Origin of the sequence: Ruminococcus sp. 1001136sp1_2201st1_G3_2201SCRN_220225 (genome assembly GCF_040924365.1) — a bacterium.
Lineage (GTDB): Bacteria > Bacillota > Clostridia > Lachnospirales > Lachnospiraceae > Blautia_A > Blautia_A faecis.
The window spans coordinates 1-16424 of the sequence record NZ_JBCOME010000072.1; the positions used below are offsets into that span (position 1 = coordinate 1).

Consider the following 16424-nt stretch of genomic DNA (forward strand, 5'->3'; position numbering starts at 1 on the left):
AAAGTGTTTGATGTACTCAAGACAACCAACTAGCTTAGTTATCTCTCGTCATTACTGTTATAAAAAGTTCATTCATTCGAATGATGATTCGTTAAGAATTTTCGAGAATCGTATGTGTTTCACTGTTTAGTTATCAAGGTTGTTTATCTGTCGTTGTCTGTCCGACAGCTTGTTTATATTACCACAAGCATTTTCGTTTGTCAACAACTTTTTTTAATTTCTTTTAAAAAACTTTTGAAGTTTTTCAAAATGAAATCCCGCTTCCTCAGAAGCGAGATTTAGTATATCATCAGAGTTGCCATTCGTCAACCCCTTTTTTCAATTTTTTTGATTTTTTTACATTATTTGACATTTGTGCTCAATTTCCGTAGAAAACACTCATAAACACTTTCACAAATATATTCTGATTATACAGGAAATTCAGTACTGTATCCTGCTCAACAAGAGCCATTCCCTGTTTTCCAATCGTAGTATCACAGAGCAGCGTCAGGATCAGAAACCCGATCCAGATAAAGATTATGCACTTCGCACCACCCACTACACCTCCGGCAATTTTATTCACGCCCTTTATCACAGGAAGATTTGTCAGAACATTCAGTATATAACTCAACAGTCTGATCACGATTGCAGAAATTATAAAGGATAAAAGAAATGATATTCCATTTACGATCATGACAGCCAGCGAATCTGCTATATATTCCGCAAACGTACTGACTGCAAGATAGCGGTATGTCTCTGCAGTATTATTTTCCATAAGAGAAGTTTTCAATATGTCCGGAAGTTCCATTTTTTCCATTATCTGCGTCTGTTCTTCTTTATCCAGAGCTTTCTGGCTGCCTGTCTGTTCCATGACCAGTTCCTGGCAGTTACTCTGAACAATATTATAAACAGGTGTATACTCTCTCACAAATGTATTTACATATGGATTAATCACCCATACAAGGAGAAAGGATATGATCATAAAAAAAGCAGATACGATTTCTTTTACAAAGCCTCTGCGAAATCCGGAAGCGCATGCAAAAATAATCAGTGCAAGCACCACAATGCCAAGCCAAGTCCAGCTTATGTCCATTTCATTCTCCTTAACTGAGTTTTATCACATTTACACCAGTATCCATAACAAGCAAATACTTATTCCACCCCAATTTGAAAAAGTCTTTCACTGTTCCATCCACACTTCCAAAATATTTCTCGGAGCCGTTGCTATTCAACACGCAAAGCTGGGAACTGTTGTACATAACAATATAATCATCACTCATTCTGATAGTGGTATATGGAATATTAAAATCCTTGCTAAATTTCAACTTGCCAGCAGAAGAATATACCTGCATAGTATACTGTTTGTCTTTGCTGTCATTTTTAAATACTAGGCCAATGTTGTTTTCATCATAAAAAGTACTGATAATCTCCTGCTCAACCTGGACTGTTTTCAGTTCTTTGGGAATCTGACGCCCGGAATATATGGTAAATCCATCATCCCGTAGTGCAACTGCATTGCTGCCAAGATACTGAATCTGCGGAACTACTACTCCATCATACGTGTACCCGCTTACAATACGGTCATCTTCGTTCTGTCCAACTTCTCCGAAATTATAAAAAGCTATGTAACTGGTGGTCTCGCTGCTGTCCACAAACTGATATGCCACCATCATCACAACGCCATTATCTGCCAGTGCCACATCCATAGGATACCCAGGATCCTGAATATTAGTCTGATTTTCTGCCACAAGACTTCCATCTAAATTGTAAAAATTGATCCAGGTGTGGTCGCCGCCATCCAGAATTGCTGCTGCCATTCCTGTTTTGGAAACTTTCGCCTTTACAATACTGTAAGAAGTAGATACCGTCCCGGTAATTCCATTTTTGTCGAGAAAAACCATGGATGTACCATCTTTATCAGCAATCACGGCACAGTCACCGCAAACATCTGCCACAGGATTCTGCATGTCATATGTCTGTGACCATACGGTTTCCAGCTTGTTGTTTACCAGAGATACCTCGTCGGAGCTATAGCGCAGAATCTTACCTGACAGATAGGTGTACTGGGTGGAAACAGTATCTTCCTGCTCACTGGTCACCTGTACTTTATAGTTTCGGTAAGTTCTTTTTTCCAGAAAAAGAAAGCCTGCCAAGACCACAAATACAGCAATCAATATCACGGCAACCGGTTTCAGCACAGCTTTCTTTCTTCGCAAAGCAGCTTTGATTTTTCTTCTCGCAGCTTCATTTCCACCAGCTCCGGCCTGGGCTTTTTCCAGATGGCGTTTCTCGGCCAGAAGTCGTTTCCGCCGCAGTTTCTTTTTGATATTTTTGAATGTGTTTGCCATAATTTAACCTTGCCTTGTATTTTCTATTTTTTCGATTATACCACATCCGGTCAAGGTAATACAATCATTTGCCCCGGATAAATCACCTGGTTTTCTTCCAGATTATTCAGGCGGCAGATTTCCGGGATGGCATCCATATTTCCATAATGGGAAATACTGATCTGGTATAAAGTATCGCCTGGTTTAATCACATAAGTTTCGTATATGCCGTCAGATGAGGCCTGTGCACTGGAATCCGTCTGTTCTTCTGCGTTAGTGCTCTGTTTCTTTATTTTCCGTTCATCAGCTTCCTGGGAAAAAGTTTCCGTCTGATCCACCGTTTCTGCCGGCTCCTCAGCTTTTGTCTGTTCTGCTGCTTCCGCCTCATTTGCAAAATCAGATTCGCTGTCCTGCCAGCTATTCCCGGTTTCATCACTTATTTCTGTATCAGCAGCTTCCTGCGTTATTTGGGGAGTCACCGAAGCATTTCTTTCCAACTGCTCTTCCGGCCTTTTCTCCTGTTTGGAAACATCCTGTATCTGATTCGTGTCATTTTCCGCCTGCTTTTCTTCTGATGCATCTTCCTCTGTTTTTCCTGACATAACAGTCACTGCATAATCATCTTCAAGCTGTACCGGCGAACCACCGTAATTTCTGTAAAAGCCCGCTCCTACAGCCAGTACAGCAAGTACCAGACAGGCCGTTGCTGCATATGAAAAAACAGAGGTACGCTCCATTTCCTCCTGGGGCTTTTCCTCTGTCTTTTCTGCTTTCTTTGTTTTCTTGTTCCGGATGATTTTTCGAAAAGAAACAACCGCCTCGTCAGACACATTTTCTGTAAATTCCGGCGCAAAATCTTTATTTTTTTCAATCATGTATTCCTGCATCAGCGGATTTTTCTCATAATAAATGTAATATCCCCGCTGCCGGACCATAAGGCCATTTTCAAAGAAGAAGAAAGCTTCTTCTTTTTCTGCAGGTTCCATAAGCATAAGCACTTTTTCACCGCCAAAATACCGAAGATGGATTCGGGTCAGCAATTCATCTGTTTCCATATACATCTGAGGGCGCGAAAAAAACCAGCCTGTTATTTCCTGTCCCGGAAAATATTTTGCCTGGTCTTCCTGTATTTTTGCCCATATTTTTTCAGAGAAATCAATATGATCGGATGCAGCTTCCATATCTTCCACCATCAAAGCTCCCCGGATGAAAAGATAGGTTATACCATTGTTCCATTTTGTTTCGCCTGTAAAAACAGCTACACAGCCTTGTTCTTTTCCGGAACCGACCGCATTCCTGGCAAGCCTTGTCAGAAATGTGTATACGTAATCTTCAATATAAATACGCATATTTCCGGTTGTCAATCCTACCTGACGTATATTTCTCGGCAGATTAAAAAGATTTTCCCCATTTTTCGCCTCCTGTTTCTCTTCTTTGTAGATAACTTCTATCATAGTCACATCACCCCTTCGGGTATGAGAATATCACATGAGAAATGCAGATTTTAGCGGAATATAAGACCTGTTTCACAGAATTTTGCGACAGTTTTCGCAAAGGAAATATTTGTCGGGATGAAGGGGACAGCGAACTGCTGCAATTGAATTCCGGCAGAATGTCACGTAAAGTGCAGCATATAGATTTCGATGTGTTTTTTTTGTACTCAGCCAGGTGCATATTTTTTCCAGATATAGGATAAGATGGATTATATCAGACAGCTACAGCTGCAAATTATCGTCCATAAGCAATCGGGTAAGTTTGCTTATTTATGAAAATTTTAAAGTGGGAGAACTTTTATGCCTTTTTATGTAAATACCAAAAAACCAGATTCTTCCAGAGAAATTGCACGGCTTCTGGAAAAATGTATTAAGCGTCATAAACGGGACTGGGCTGAAATTGTGTTTTTGTGCATTGGAAGTGACCGGGTAACCGGAGACTGTCTGGGACCTTATGTAGGCTATCGTTTAAGCCAGCATCAGCTTCCTGGAATTTTTGTTTACGGTACATTAAATCAACCGGTTCACGCCGTCAATCTATCCGATATAACGGACTTTATTTCAAGGAACCATCCGTTTGCCCTTGTAATTGCTATAGACGCGTCTCTAGGCGATGAAAGACATTTGGGCTACGTGACAATCGGAAACGGTTCTCTTTACCCAGGTGCGGCTGTTCAGAAAGATTTGCCGCCTGTGGGGGATATTTATATTACTGGGATTGTAAATATTGCAGGAATTCTGGAATATCTGACTTTACAGACAACAAGACTTTCCACTGTGATCACGCTGGCTGACACCATTGCACAGGGGATTCTTGGAAATTTTATATAACAATACGGCAAACAGAAGCTTTCACTTCCATTTGCCGTATGCTTATTTAGCATATCACTTTTTCGGATTTCCAAAAGGTTTTCTGTAAAAACAGACATAACGCCTGCTGGCGCCAACACCATACAGAAAAGACACATCCCAATTAGATAAATGCTTTGATCTGTTTATAAATACCGGCTGCATCGAGGCCATATTTCTCAAGAAGAGCAACCGCCGGGCCAGACTCTCCGAAAACATCATTGATACCAATACGTTTAACCGGTACAGGCGCTTTCTCAGCAAGGCACTCGCATACAGCACCGCCAAGGCCGCCGATGATGGAATGCTCTTCAACAGTAACAACTTTGCCTGTTTCCTTGGCAGCTGCTACAACAAGCTCCTCATCAAGAGGTTTGATGGTGTGGATGTTAATAACCTTTGCCTCGATTCCTTCTTCTGCCAGTTTCGCAGCTGCTTCCAGAGACGGAGCTACGCAAAGTCCGTTTGCAATAATGGTAAGGTCTTTTCCCTCGCGGAGAACAATACCTTTGCCAAGTTCAAATTTATAATCCGGATTATCATTGATAATCGGAACAGCAAGACGGCCAAATCTCATGTAAACAGGGCCTACATGCTCATAAGCTGCCTCTACCATTGCTTTTGCTTCAATATCATCAGACGGGCATGCAACAACCATTCCCGGAATTGTACGCATAAGTGCAAAATCCTCGCAACACTGGTGCGTAGCACCATCCTCACCAACGGAAATTCCGCCGTGGGTAGCACCAATCTTAACATTCAGCTTCGGATATCCAACAGAGTTGCGAACCTGCTCAAAAGCACGTCCTGCAGCAAACATAGCAAAAGTACTTGCGAAAGGTACTTTTCCAGTTGTTGCGATTCCGGCAGCAATTCCCATCATGTTGCACTCTGCAATACCGCAGTCGATATGACGCTCCGGGAATGCTTTCTTAAAGATTCCGGTCTGTGTAGCTGCAGCAAGGTCAGCGTCCAGAACAACCAGATCATCATGTTTTTTTCCAAGTTCTACGAGAGCGTTACCATAACTTGCTCTGGTGGCAATCTTCTTTACTTCTGACATAATGCTTCACCTACCTTTTCCAAATCTGCCATAGCCTGTGCGTACTCTTCATCGTTCGGAGCTTTTCCATGCCAGCCAACCTGGTTCTCCATGAAAGATACCCCTTTGCCTTTTACTGTTTTCATAACGATCGCAGTCGGCATTCCTTTCACAGTCTTTGCCTCGTCAAAAGCAGCGCGCAACTGCGCCATGTCATTTCCATCAGCTACATTTATTACATGGAAATTGAATGCTTCGAATTTCTTATCGATCGGGTATGGGGAGCATACGTCCTCAACTTTACCATCGATCTGAAGACCATTGTTATCAACGATCACTACAAGATTGTCCAGTTTCCTTGCTCCTGCAAACATTGCAGCTTCCCATACCTGCCCCTCCTGGATCTCGCCGTCTCCAAGAAGTGTGTATACACGATAGCTGTCATTTGATAATTTTGCAGAAAGTGCCATTCCAACTGCTGCAGAGATTCCCTGTCCAAGGGAACCGCTGGACATATCGACGCCAGGAATATGCTTCATATCCGGATGTCCCTGAAGGTAAGATCCGAGATGACGAAGTGTCACCAGATCCTCTTTCGGGAAATAACCTCTCTCAGCCAGTACAGAATACAGACCTGGTGCAGTATGACCTTTGGAAAGGACAAAACGGTCGCGATCTGCTTTCTTCGGATCCTTAGGATCAATATTCATTTCCTCAAAATAAAGATAAGTAAATAAATCTGCTGCTGATAAAGATCCGCCTGGATGACCAGCTTTAGCAGCATGCAGTGCTGTTACGATGTCTTTGCGGACTTCGTTGGCAACTTTCTGAAGCTCTAAATTCTCCATTTTCAATTCTCCTTATTATTTCCCTTGATATCATGATGTGCGAATCACAACCGGATTGAATTCTTACGTAAAATAATTTCTCGGTTAATTATTCTCCAAATACAGCCTTGTAATCATTCTGGAATTTAACAATACCAGCGTCTGTCAGCGGATGATGAGTCATCTGCTCAAGTACTTTAAATGGTACAGTAGCGATATCAGCACCTGCAAGTGCGCACTGTGTTACATGCATTGGATGACGAACACTTGCTGCGATGATCTCGGTATCGATGCCTGCAACTGCAAACATATCAGCGATCTGGCGAATCAGCTCAACACCGTCTGTAGAGATATCATCCAGTCTTCCAAGGAATGGAGATACATATGTAGCACCAGCTCTTGCTGCAAGAAGTGCCTGGTTAGCGCTGAAGATCAGAGTTACATTTGTCTTGATGCCTTCTTTTGAAAGAACTTTAACTGCTTTCAGGCCTTCGCATGTCATAGGAATTTTTACAACCATGTTCGGATGGATTTTGGCAATCTCGCGTCCCTCACGGATCATTCCCTCTGCATCTGTTGTAGTAGCTTTAACCTCGCCGCTGATCGGTCCATCGACGATCTCTGTGATCTCTTTGATTACTTCATTGAAATCTCTTCCCTCTTTCGCGATCAGGGATGGATTTGTAGTTACGCCACAGATAATTCCCATATCGTTAGCTGCCTTAATATCCTCTACTTTTGCTGTGTCAATAAAAAATTTCATGATTTCTTCCTCCTAAATGAATTAGACTAGAGCGTTGCAGCGCTTCCTTTGTCTTGCACTGTTCATATGCTTTCATTATAGCAGACTTCATTTACAGGTCAAGGCAGAGAGCGAATTATTAATAAAATTTCAATTAATAATTTCGTCTATTATTAATCATTCTATAATTTGTTAGTATGGTATCAATCAATTTTCTACTGTATCAATCAGTTTTTCCAGCAATTTTACCAGATGTTTTTTTTAAATTATTACTAATAATTTCCAGTAAATTATTTATTTAAACTTATTTTCTTCGGATTTTTCGTTTATGGGATCCGGTTTATCCATACGTGCATAACCGGTGGTTTTTCGCACAATAATCTTAGGATTATACTCAATATTATATACACTTGTGGGACGGATGCCTTCCCCGAAACGGATGCCTGTATCGATTTTCCGGATGATAATGTCACAGGCATCCCTGCCCTTCAGATCAACGAAGTGATCAATGGTAGTCAGTGACACTCTGCGAATTCCGGAATAAAAAATATTGTCGCAGCCGATCACAGATACATCTTTCGGCACTCTCAGACGGGCATCCTGAAGAGCATCCACAGCACCAATGGCCATCATGTCATTCTGTCCGGCAATGGCAGTAAATCTGCTGCCATCCTCCAGAAGAGACCTGGTCAGGGCATAGCCCATAGAATACTCGGAATCCGTCTTAGGATTGCGACGGTCAACGGATTCGTCAGCAGCCCGGATGATCACATGTCCGGAAAGCCCAGCCTTCTCAAACTCACGGACAAAACCATCCACTCGTTTGGAACGCTGCCACTGTCTTCTGGTAAGCGGCGGCGTAATAAAGGCCACATCCCGATGTCCCAGATCCAGCAGATGCCTCGCCATAAGTCGTCCCACTTCTGTGTTGTCCTGATTAATAGCATCTACTGTACTGATTTTTTCTTTGTTGCTAATGATGACCAGCGGAATGCTTCTTGCCATCTCTTCTACCTGGCTGATATAGTCCGGGTGGGGATTGCAGGCATAAATGATCCCCTGGGGTGCCATGGCGCGTATCATGCGCAGATACTTCTCTTCCAGCCTGGCATCACGCTGGGTATTGCAGATGAAAACTCCGTAGCCACGCTCGTTGGCTACCGCCTCGATTCCCTGAAGGAGCATCACATAGTAAGGGCTGGTAATAGTTGGGCAAAAGACAACAATCATTTTTTCCTTTTTGTTCTCTTTTTTATTTTTGTGGCCCGGAAGCTGATAGCCCAGTTCTCTGGCCGCGCTTTCCACTTTTTCCACTGTTTCTCGGGAAAAAGAAACATTATACTTATGGTTCAGAACCATGGAAACCGTTGCCTGGGAAACTCCCGCTTTCTCTGCCACATCTGATGAAGTCACTTTTTTGCGTGCCACAAAAATCACCTCCTGCCATCTTACAGTTCTACCCTTCCCTCCAGTGCCCGAAGCAGGGTAACCTCATCAATGTATTCCAGGTCACCGCCTACCGGCACACCACTGGCAATACGGCTGACCTTGATCCCAGTAGGCTTGATCAGCTTACTGATATACATTGCTGTAGTCTCCCCCTCCAGACTGGAGTTGGTGGCAATGATCACTTCTTTTACATCTCCCTGAAGTCGCATGATCAGCTCTTTCAACTTGATATCATCCGGACCAATTCCCAGCATAGGGGATATTGCGCCGTGAAGTACATGATAAACTCCGTCAAATTTACCGGTTTTTTCATAAGCAGCAAGATCCCTGGTGTTCTCCACTACCATAATCGTACTGTGATCTCTTTTGGGATTGCTGCAGATTGGGCACATTTCTTTATCCGTAAGGGTGTAGCAGCACTTACAGTACTGTACGTTCATCCGGGCATCGGTGATTGCATTGGTAAGCTGCTGCACCTGTTCCTTTGGCATATTCATAATATGAAAAGCCAGGCGCTGGGCAGATTTTGCCCCAATTCCCGGAAGATGGGAAAACTGCTCGATCAGTTTATTGATATGACTGCTGTAGTATTCCATCAGAATGGAAGACCCCCGCCAAGTCCTCCCAGACCTCCTGTAAGTTTGGACATTACAGCCTGGTTCTCCTGCTCAACCTTGCGAAGTGCTTCATTAGTTGCTGCAACAATAAGATCTTCAAGCATCTCGATGTCATCCGGATCTACAACTTCCTCTGCAAGCTTCACCTTGGTCACTTCTCTCTTACCTGAGATAGTTACTTCTACAGCTCCGCCGCCGGCTGCTGCAGTAAACTCTTTCTCCTCAAGAGCTTTCTGGTTCTCTTCCATCTGGCGCTGCATTTTCTGCGCCTGCTTCATAAGGTTATTCATATTCCCCGGCATACCCATGCCTGGAAATCCTCCACGCTTTGCCATTACAAAGTCCTCCTTTAACTGTTCTGATTTCATGCTGGATTCCGCATTTCTGATTTTTCAAACAGGCTCTATAACATTTGCGGCAGCAAAAATCATTTTTCATAACAATATTCACATTTTCTGCAAATATTATTAATTTACTTCTCGTTCGTCGCTTTCACGGCAACTCTTATGTTGCTGCACAAAAATCAAACAGCAACACTTTTATTCTTCTGCATCGTCAGGATCTTCCTCCACAACAACATCCATATGGATATTCTCCCGGAGAGCCTGATCTACAGTAAGCTTGGCAAGATTGGTATGGTTGTGCTCTTTTGCCACCACCATCTTAAGTTCTACACTCTTGCCAGTCTGGGCCAGGATGATATTCTTCAGTTCTTCCTCTGCTTCCGGATTATCTACATAGGTTTTTCCAAGGAAATCCTGGAATTCGATGTAGAGAATCGGTTCACCGGTCTGGCCATTGTATTTGGGAATAGACTTCTGGAGCATCTGTTTGAAAATGCCGCTGGTCTGACCTACGATCACCTTCCAGCTGGCTACAATCTTCTGCAGATCCTCGGGTGCCGCTTTCTCAGGTGCTGCTGCCATGGCTTCTGCACTGCCATCCGATCCGGCTCCTGTACTTCCGGCGCTGCCAGTGGCTCCCGGCTGGACAAATACCTGCTGAACAGGCCGCTCGTCCATGCGCTGTTCCAAAACACGAAGACGATCCAGAACAGAATCCAGATTGGTCTCCATCGCCGGACGGCACAGTTTGATCAGAGCAATCTCCACCAGAACACGCTTCTGGGTGGAATAGCGGATCTGACTGGACAGGTCAGAAAAAATACGGATGTAGCGCATCAGCGTTTCTACATCCACCATCTCACTTTCTTCCCTTAGAAGTTTCAGATTCTCAGATGATACATCAATGGCTTCCTCCGGATTCTCGGAGGTTTTTACCAGAAGGAGATTACGCATGTACCAGGTAAAATCTCCTACAAACTGTCCAAGCTCTCTTCCGCCTATGATCAGATCCTCAAGAGTGCGTATCGCACCTGTCACATCTCCCTGGAGCACTTTTCGCAAAAGCTTGCTGAACACTTCTGTATCCACCGCTCCCAGAACCTCCAGGACTTTATCATAAGTCAGTGTCTGCCCCAGGTAAAAGGCAATGCACTGATCCAGAAGGCTTAGTGCATCTCGCATGGAACCGTCTCCGGCTTTTGCCACATAACGGACGGCTTTTTCTTCTGCCTCTACGCCTTCGATTTTCAAAAGTTCATCCAGTCTTTCCGCAATTGTATCAATAGTGATGCGGTGAAAATCGTATCGCTGACATCTGGACAAAATAGTGATCGGTATCTTGTGGGCCTCTGTGGTGGCAAGAATGAAGATAACATAAGACGGAGGTTCCTCCAGTGTTTTCAGAAGAGCATTAAACGCTCCTGTCGAAAGCATGTGAACCTCGTCGATAATGTATACCTTATAGTTTCCTTCAGTAGGACGATAGGCCACCTCCTCACGGATCTCACGGATATTGTCAACGCCGTTATTGGACGCTGCATCGATCTCGATCACGTTCATGGAGGTGCCAGCCTGTATCGCCTTACACATGTCACATTCACCACAGGGACTTCCATTTACCGGATGCTGGCAGTTTACTGCTTTTGCCAGTATTTTTGCAACGGTAGTCTTACCGGTTCCTCGGGTGCCGCAAAACAGATACGCGTGACCAATACGGTTATGCTTGATCTGATTGGTCAGGGTAGTTACAATGTGATCCTGTCCCTTGACATCGTCAAAATTATCCGGTCTGAACTTCCGGTATAGAGCAGTATAGCTCATTTATGGAAACTCCTTTCTAACAGCAGGGAATCAATCGCCGAAGCTGATTCCGATCTGCTTTGCAGCCTTAACGGTCTGGTCTTTCGGAGAAACCATTTTCAGCTTGCCGGCACATTCTTCAAGAGGTACTCTCTTGATTTTGCCATTTACAATACCGATCATGATGCCATATTCTCCGTCCAGAATAGCCTCTGCTGCTCCTGCTCCGATTCTTGTGGAAAGCACACGATCATATGCACATGGTGCCCCACCTCGCTGTGTATGTCCCGGAACTGTAATGCGTACCTCAGAACCAAGCTTCTGGGTAATCTTGTCTGCAATTTCATAGGATACGGAAGGATACTTCTTCGCGCGGTCTTCCAGCTTTTTCTTGTAATCTTTCTTGGAAAGAAGGGCATCCTCTTTGGAAATGGCGCCTTCTGCCACTGCAAGAATGGTGAAACGCTTGCCAGCTTTAGATCTCTTCTGGATAGCTGCAACTACCTTCTCAATGTCGTATGGGATTTCCGGAATCAGGATAATATCTGCTCCGCCGGCAATTCCTGCGTGCAGAGTAAGGCTTCCTACCTTGTGTCCCATAACTTCTACGATAAATACACGGCCATGGGATGCTGCTGTTGTATGAATGCAGTCGATAGCGTTTGTTGCAATATTTACTGCACTCTGGAACCCGAATGTCATATCTGTACCCCAGATATCATTGTCGATGGTCTTAGGCAGATGGATGATATTCAGACCTTCTTCTCTTAAGAGGTTGGCTGTTTTCTGGGTTCCGTTTCCTCCGAGGATTACAAGACAGTCAAGGCAAAGCTTGTAATAGGTCTGCTTCATAGCTTCAACCTTGTCCAGTCCATTGGCATCCGGTACGCGCATAAGCTTAAACGGCTGTCTGGATGTTCCAAGAATAGTTCCGCCCTGTGTAAGGATTCCGGAAAAATCCTTGGATGTAAGCATACGGTATTTGCCGTAGATCAGTCCCTTATATCCATCATCAAAGCCGTATACTTCCAGATCATCAATGCTGTTTGTAAGCCCTTTTACAACTCCCCGCATGGTGGCATTTAATGCCTGACAGTCACCGCCGCTTGTTAATAAGCCGATTCTTTTAATCATAGTACCCTCCATTTCTGTGTCTCTAGAGCGTATTTCAAAAATCATTCCAGCAAGCTACGCGCTCCAGTAAAAACTACATTTTGAAATTTGATCCGCGAGCTCTGTTCGTTACTGATCACAAAGTGAGCAGTGACCGCTGTTCTGTTACGTCTGGGCAGCGTAAAAATCGCGGGGCAAGTTTGTTTATATTATATAATATTTCCCGTTCTGACACAACAAGTAATTTGCAACCAGATATTTCTGGAGCCGGCTTGTTACTGTTCACTCCGTGACCAGTAACGCGCTTCGCGATGCACAGAAATCATGCATTCGCATGATTTCGCGCCGCAATTCTCGGGTTTTCTGTGAACTTTGTTCACAAAAAACACCTCGCGGAATGTTACCAGTGAACAGTAACGCCGGCTTGACAATACATTAAATTTTTTTGCTGTTTTGCAGCAGTGGCTTGACAAATCCACAGTCTTCCTTTATAATTAAATTCCGCGCAGCCGGGGAGATAGCGGTGCCCTGTACCTGCAATCCGCTACAGCAGGGGTGATGCCAATCTGAGGCTTGTATCTTGTGGAGCTGCCCTTTATAAGTGGCGTTGACGTTTGGGTCTTACGCAACAGGACTCTATGAACCGTGTCAGGACAGGAATGTAGCAGCACTAAGTAGAATCTCCTGTGTGCCGTGAGGGTGCCTGGACTGAGTTAACTGTAGAGGTAACGTCTGTGAGACCATTCCGAGGTGCGGCGCGCGAAAGAAGAGGATTGTGGAACGTCTGTGAGGACGTTCTTTTTTTGTGTTAAAAAAGATTTCTGCAAAATGGGGCGGGCAAATTACGGGAATGCTTTTTCAAACAGGCTCTGGCGCGGTACGCCCCAGGCAAACAAAAAGACACATATTGTATCAGGGCTGTGAATGTATTGTTCACGCCATTTTTACAATATGTGTCCTATTTTTAGTTTGCTATTCTATTTTGAATGCAAGCTGTAAGAAATTATTTGCACAGCTCCGCTACGACCTGATTGATCACCTTGCCGTCAGCCTTGCCCTTCAGCTCTGGCATAATAGTCTTCATGATCTGTCCTTTGTTTCCAGAAGCGATCAAGTCTGCATGTTTCTCTGTAAGGTAAGCCTTGATCTCAGAAGCGTCCATCAGCTTTGGAGCGTATTTCGCAATCACATCATATCTTGCCTGATATTCATCTTTCAGATCCTGTCTGGATTCCGGACAGGTGTCGATCTGCTCTTTCACAGATTTCAGCTCTTTCAGGATAACACGGTCAACCAGTTCGCCACTGATATCGTCACGGCAGCCTTCGTCGATTGCCACCTTCTTCACTGCGGAAATCAGGGAAGAGACTGCATCCTTTGTTACTTTATCCTTTGCTTTCATGGCAGCTACCATGTCTTTTCTCAATGCTTCAAGTTCCATTGTATTTTCCTCCTGTCATTTTCTATGTGGTTGTTTACATAATGTTCCACAACGTTCCATCAAATCATAATTCTTTCATCCTGTGGCATTTCAGACGACTTGATGTATTTTTTGCTTTGTTTTTTATCATACCACTAATTTTCTGATTTTCCAACCTGCTCTGCCAAAGATTTTTTCAGCATTTTCTTCTTTTCCCGAAGCTCGCGAAAAAAATCGGAAAGCATGATGGAACACTCTTCCTGAAGGACACCGCGGATTACTTCTACCTTGTGGTTAAAGCCATCCATTTCCAAAAGATTCAGCACAGAACCGGCACATCCTGCTTTTGGATTCATGCTGCCGATAACCACACGGTCAATTCTGGACTGCATAAGCGCTCCGGCGCACATCTGGCAAGGCTCTAAGGTTACATACATCGTGCAGCCTTCCAGTCTCCAGTCTCCTAATTTTTTGCTTGCCTTTTTAATCGCGTTCAATTCTGCGTGAGAAAGGGTATTCTTGTCCGTGTTTCTCCGATTATAGCCTCTTGCAATGATCTGCCCGTTGCAAACGATCACACAGCCAATTGGCACCTCTTCCAATGCCCGGGCTTTCTTTGCCTGGCGAATTGCCTCTTTCATATAACGTTCCTGATCTGTAAGCATTTTTTACCTTTACTTTCTACTACTTTATGGTGAATCTCGGCATTTTTGCCGCTGCGCTGTCATTTTCATTTCAGGCGCCGCAGCGGCAATAGCTTTATTATAGGCAGTTCGCACAGGGATGTCAATTTTAACAACCGGCAGGTGGATCAATCGCACGGTACCAGTACCCTCCCCTGCCTTTTTTCACCTTGATACAGTTGCTTTCTTTGAAGCAGGAAAAGCCGAACATGCCTGCCATAAACTGTTCCTGCTGGTCGTAGCTTCCGGGTACACCAAGTATGTACCGGCCATTTGATCTGTGGCACAGAAGGAGATGTCCGAAATTGTAGTATCCGTATTGCAAAAAACGGTTGTTGCGAAGGGCGCATTGTCTTCTTGGAAAATGGACCAGATCCTGGGGTGTAATTTTCCAGCACTGGTTCAGATCGCTGTCTTGGAACGGGCAGAAGGGCTGACCAAATGGAAGTGCTATGGTTTTCTCCTTTTCCTCTTGTTTTGTATTTACTCTACAGGTAATTTTTTGCTCTGCTTCCCATATTTCCCCCACGGTTGGCTCATCTTTTGCTTGTGGTTCATCACTTATCATTTCTTCTGCTTCCAGCAGATCATCCTGCATTTGTTCCACCACATCCTCCACTTCATGCCTGTCATCTAAATCAGGTGTGGAATCTGTTTCCGGCTTGCTTTCATTCTCCAGCTTTTCTTCTGCTTTCTCTTTTATTATTTCACATACGGTACCAGTTTCTTCTTTCTTTATTATACTTTCCTTAAAATTCTCCGGGCGGATTGTCTGGTCATCCCACTCTGTTCCAAAAAAGCCTCCCGATTCTGTAAGCAAAATCATACCTCCCATTTTTTCCAGAGGAATTCCCGAGCCCCCCATATCCATTCCGTCTGTTTCCACCAGACATTCGATTCTATTTGCCTCCGTTTTGCAGCTGCCCAGCAAAATTCCATTCATCAGTCCCTCTTTTCGCACAAATCCATATACTTTGCACACTTCTCCTGCTGCCAGGTTTCCTACCTGAAGATGTGGTTCAATTGTACACATGTGATTTCTCACTTCCACCTTCATAAAGCCACAATTATCTCCCTTTTTCCCTTTTCGGTATTCATATACATATGCGATAAAACGCCGATATCCCACCAACTGACGCCCTCCCCTTTTTATGCATCTCACTCATTAATGTATATGAAAAAACAGAATTTTCATTCATAAAAACGCATTCTGTTTCACTTGGAACATCTGTTCAAATGAATTAATTTAATTGCCTCTCCCCAAATAAGACCTGGTTAATTTCAATTCTTTTTGAAATTTTTTGAATTTTTTCAATTTTTCTGTTGACAAGCCAGTATATTCTATGTATAATATCACTTGCAGTTGACGAAGTGTGGCTCAGTTTGGTAGAGCGCTGCGTTCGGGACGCAGAGGTCGTGGGTTCGAATCCCGTCACTTCGACTACTTGGCAGAGGCGCCGAAATTCTTGAGGAATCAAGGGTTTCGGTGTTTTTTATGTTTTTCACTCACCTCACACCAGTGTTCGAAAAATCAATTTTCGGATGTTCGGAAACTTCGCTCTAAGATTTGCTCTAAAAACGCTCTAAAAAAAACACCGTCATTCCTGGACACTTCGCCATTGAAAAAATCTTACAAAACATAAATAAAACCGATAGCCACATTTGATATGATACCTCTAAAGTAGACAGATTAAATATAAAAATCTGTTACTTTGGAGGTATTTTTCATGCCAAAATCA

The 16424-nt window shown here is 43.8% G+C and carries 15 protein-coding genes, 1 tRNA gene, 1 other RNA gene and 1 pseudogene; 4 read left to right on the forward strand and 14 right to left on the reverse strand.

The window, feature by feature from the left end; translation table 11 throughout:
- Positions 1 to 358 precede the first annotated feature (358 nt).
- From AB5642_RS17605 to AB5642_RS17615, 3 genes are read right to left on the reverse strand one after another with little or no spacing between them, the layout of a single operon-like run.
- Complete coding sequence (locus tag AB5642_RS17605; RefSeq protein WP_179988326.1) at positions 359 to 1072, reverse strand: CvpA family protein; 714 nt, start codon at positions 1070 to 1072, stop codon at positions 359 to 361.
- 10 nt (positions 1073 to 1082) lie between these two features.
- Positions 1083 to 2327: a DUF5711 family protein gene (locus AB5642_RS17610; protein WP_118577963.1), complete on the reverse strand. Its 1245-nt coding sequence runs from the start codon at positions 2325 to 2327 to the stop codon at positions 1083 to 1085.
- A gap of 50 nt (positions 2328 to 2377) precedes the next feature.
- Positions 2378 to 3760, reverse strand: a complete 1383-nt coding sequence (locus tag AB5642_RS17615; protein ID WP_368371797.1) for a LysM peptidoglycan-binding domain-containing protein — start codon at positions 3758 to 3760, stop codon at positions 2378 to 2380.
- Positions 3761 to 4099: 339 nt separating this feature from the next.
- Here AB5642_RS17615 and yyaC point away from each other — a divergent pair, with 339 nt between their 5' ends.
- The gene (gene yyaC, locus AB5642_RS17620) at positions 4100 to 4630 is read left to right on the forward strand and encodes a spore protease YyaC (RefSeq protein WP_294427335.1); all 531 of its coding nucleotides are present in this window, start codon (positions 4100 to 4102) and stop codon (positions 4628 to 4630) included.
- 142 nt (positions 4631 to 4772) lie between these two features.
- Here yyaC and AB5642_RS17625 read toward each other — a convergent pair whose 3' ends face one another.
- From AB5642_RS17625 to AB5642_RS17660, 8 genes are all read right to left on the reverse strand, one after another.
- On the reverse strand, positions 4773 to 5711 hold the full coding sequence (locus AB5642_RS17625) for a transketolase family protein (protein WP_368371798.1): 939 nt from the start codon (positions 5709 to 5711) through the stop codon (positions 4773 to 4775).
- Positions 5699 to 6538 (reverse strand): transketolase, encoded by an 840-nt coding sequence (locus AB5642_RS17630; protein WP_118577967.1) that lies wholly within the window; start codon positions 6536 to 6538, stop codon positions 5699 to 5701. The genes AB5642_RS17625 and AB5642_RS17630 overlap by 13 nt, the downstream gene beginning before the upstream one ends.
- Before the next feature lie 88 nt (positions 6539 to 6626).
- Positions 6627 to 7280, reverse strand: coding sequence for a fructose-6-phosphate aldolase (gene fsa / locus AB5642_RS17635; RefSeq protein ID WP_021924793.1), 654 nt, complete (start codon positions 7278 to 7280; stop codon positions 6627 to 6629).
- A 273-nt stretch (positions 7281 to 7553) separates the two neighbouring features.
- Positions 7554 to 8687: a LacI family DNA-binding transcriptional regulator gene (locus tag AB5642_RS17640; RefSeq protein ID WP_118577968.1), complete on the reverse strand. Its 1134-nt coding sequence runs from the start codon at positions 8685 to 8687 to the stop codon at positions 7554 to 7556.
- 20 nt (positions 8688 to 8707) lie between these two features.
- Positions 8708 to 9304, reverse strand: coding sequence for a recombination mediator RecR (gene recR / locus AB5642_RS17645; protein WP_118577969.1), 597 nt, complete (start codon positions 9302 to 9304; stop codon positions 8708 to 8710).
- Entirely contained in the window at positions 9304 to 9660 is a 357-nt protein-coding gene (locus AB5642_RS17650; RefSeq protein WP_021924790.1) for a YbaB/EbfC family nucleoid-associated protein, read from the reverse strand. Before AB5642_RS17650 ends, recR begins: the two co-directional genes overlap by 1 nt.
- Before the next feature lie 204 nt (positions 9661 to 9864).
- A complete protein-coding gene (gene dnaX / locus AB5642_RS17655) occupies positions 9865 to 11490 on the reverse strand; it encodes a DNA polymerase III subunit gamma/tau (RefSeq protein ID WP_368371799.1) in 1626 nt (541 codons plus the stop codon).
- Positions 11491 to 11520: 30 nt separating this feature from the next.
- A complete protein-coding gene (locus tag AB5642_RS17660) occupies positions 11521 to 12600 on the reverse strand; it encodes an ATP-dependent 6-phosphofructokinase (protein WP_334284973.1) in 1080 nt (359 codons plus the stop codon).
- A gap of 483 nt (positions 12601 to 13083) precedes the next feature.
- On the opposite strand from AB5642_RS17660, the gene ffs reads away from it, so the two are divergent.
- Positions 13084 to 13345, forward strand: an RNA gene (ffs, locus tag AB5642_RS17665) — signal recognition particle sRNA large type.
- Between the two features lie 42 nt (positions 13346 to 13387).
- Positions 13388 to 13462, forward strand: a pseudogene (locus AB5642_RS17670) (DUF6783 domain-containing protein); the annotation flags it as partial.
- 123 nt (positions 13463 to 13585) lie between these two features.
- Here AB5642_RS17670 and AB5642_RS17675 read toward each other — a convergent pair.
- The 3 genes from AB5642_RS17675 to AB5642_RS17685 all read right to left on the reverse strand — a co-directional run bounded on the left by AB5642_RS17675 (position 13586) and on the right by AB5642_RS17685 (position 15814).
- Complete coding sequence (locus AB5642_RS17675; protein WP_118577971.1) at positions 13586 to 14023, reverse strand: GatB/YqeY domain-containing protein; 438 nt, start codon at positions 14021 to 14023, stop codon at positions 13586 to 13588.
- A gap of 134 nt (positions 14024 to 14157) precedes the next feature.
- The gene (gene tadA, locus AB5642_RS17680) at positions 14158 to 14667 is read right to left on the reverse strand and encodes a tRNA adenosine(34) deaminase TadA (protein WP_118577972.1); all 510 of its coding nucleotides are present in this window, start codon (positions 14665 to 14667) and stop codon (positions 14158 to 14160) included.
- 127 nt (positions 14668 to 14794) lie between these two features.
- Positions 14795 to 15814: a DUF6128 domain-containing protein gene (locus tag AB5642_RS17685; RefSeq protein ID WP_330590357.1), complete on the reverse strand. Its 1020-nt coding sequence runs from the start codon at positions 15812 to 15814 to the stop codon at positions 14795 to 14797.
- Between the two features lie 238 nt (positions 15815 to 16052).
- Between AB5642_RS17685 and AB5642_RS17690 the strand changes: the two genes are divergently transcribed.
- Positions 16053 to 16126, forward strand: a tRNA-Pro gene (locus tag AB5642_RS17690).
- Positions 16127 to 16424 lie beyond the last annotated feature (298 nt).

Coding starts and splice junctions, on each gene's coding strand:
- AB5642_RS17605 (WP_179988326.1), bottom strand. CDS start 1,072: ATGGACATAAGCTGGACTTGGCTTGGCATTGTGGTGCTTGCACTGATT.
- AB5642_RS17610 (WP_118577963.1), bottom strand. CDS start 2,327: ATGGCAAACACATTCAAAAATATCAAAAAGAAACTGCGGCGGAAACGA.
- tadA (WP_118577972.1), bottom strand. CDS start 14,667: ATGCTTACAGATCAGGAACGTTATATGAAAGAGGCAATTCGCCAGGCA.
- yyaC (WP_294427335.1), top strand. CDS start 4,100: ATGCCTTTTTATGTAAATACCAAAAAACCAGATTCTTCCAGAGAAATT.
- AB5642_RS17615 (WP_368371797.1), bottom strand. CDS start 3,760: ATGATAGAAGTTATCTACAAAGAAGAGAAACAGGAGGCGAAAAATGGG.
- dnaX (WP_368371799.1), bottom strand. CDS start 11,490: ATGAGCTATACTGCTCTATACCGGAAGTTCAGACCGGATAATTTTGAC.
- AB5642_RS17625 (WP_368371798.1), bottom strand. CDS start 5,711: ATGTCAGAAGTAAAGAAGATTGCCACCAGAGCAAGTTATGGTAACGCT.
- fsa (WP_021924793.1), bottom strand. CDS start 7,280: ATGAAATTTTTTATTGACACAGCAAAAGTAGAGGATATTAAGGCAGCT.
- AB5642_RS17630 (WP_118577967.1), bottom strand. CDS start 6,538: ATGGAGAATTTAGAGCTTCAGAAAGTTGCCAACGAAGTCCGCAAAGAC.
- recR (WP_118577969.1), bottom strand. CDS start 9,304: ATGGAATACTACAGCAGTCATATCAATAAACTGATCGAGCAGTTTTCC.
- AB5642_RS17650 (WP_021924790.1), bottom strand. CDS start 9,660: ATGGCAAAGCGTGGAGGATTTCCAGGCATGGGTATGCCGGGGAATATG.
- AB5642_RS17675 (WP_118577971.1), bottom strand. CDS start 14,023: ATGGAACTTGAAGCATTGAGAAAAGACATGGTAGCTGCCATGAAAGCA.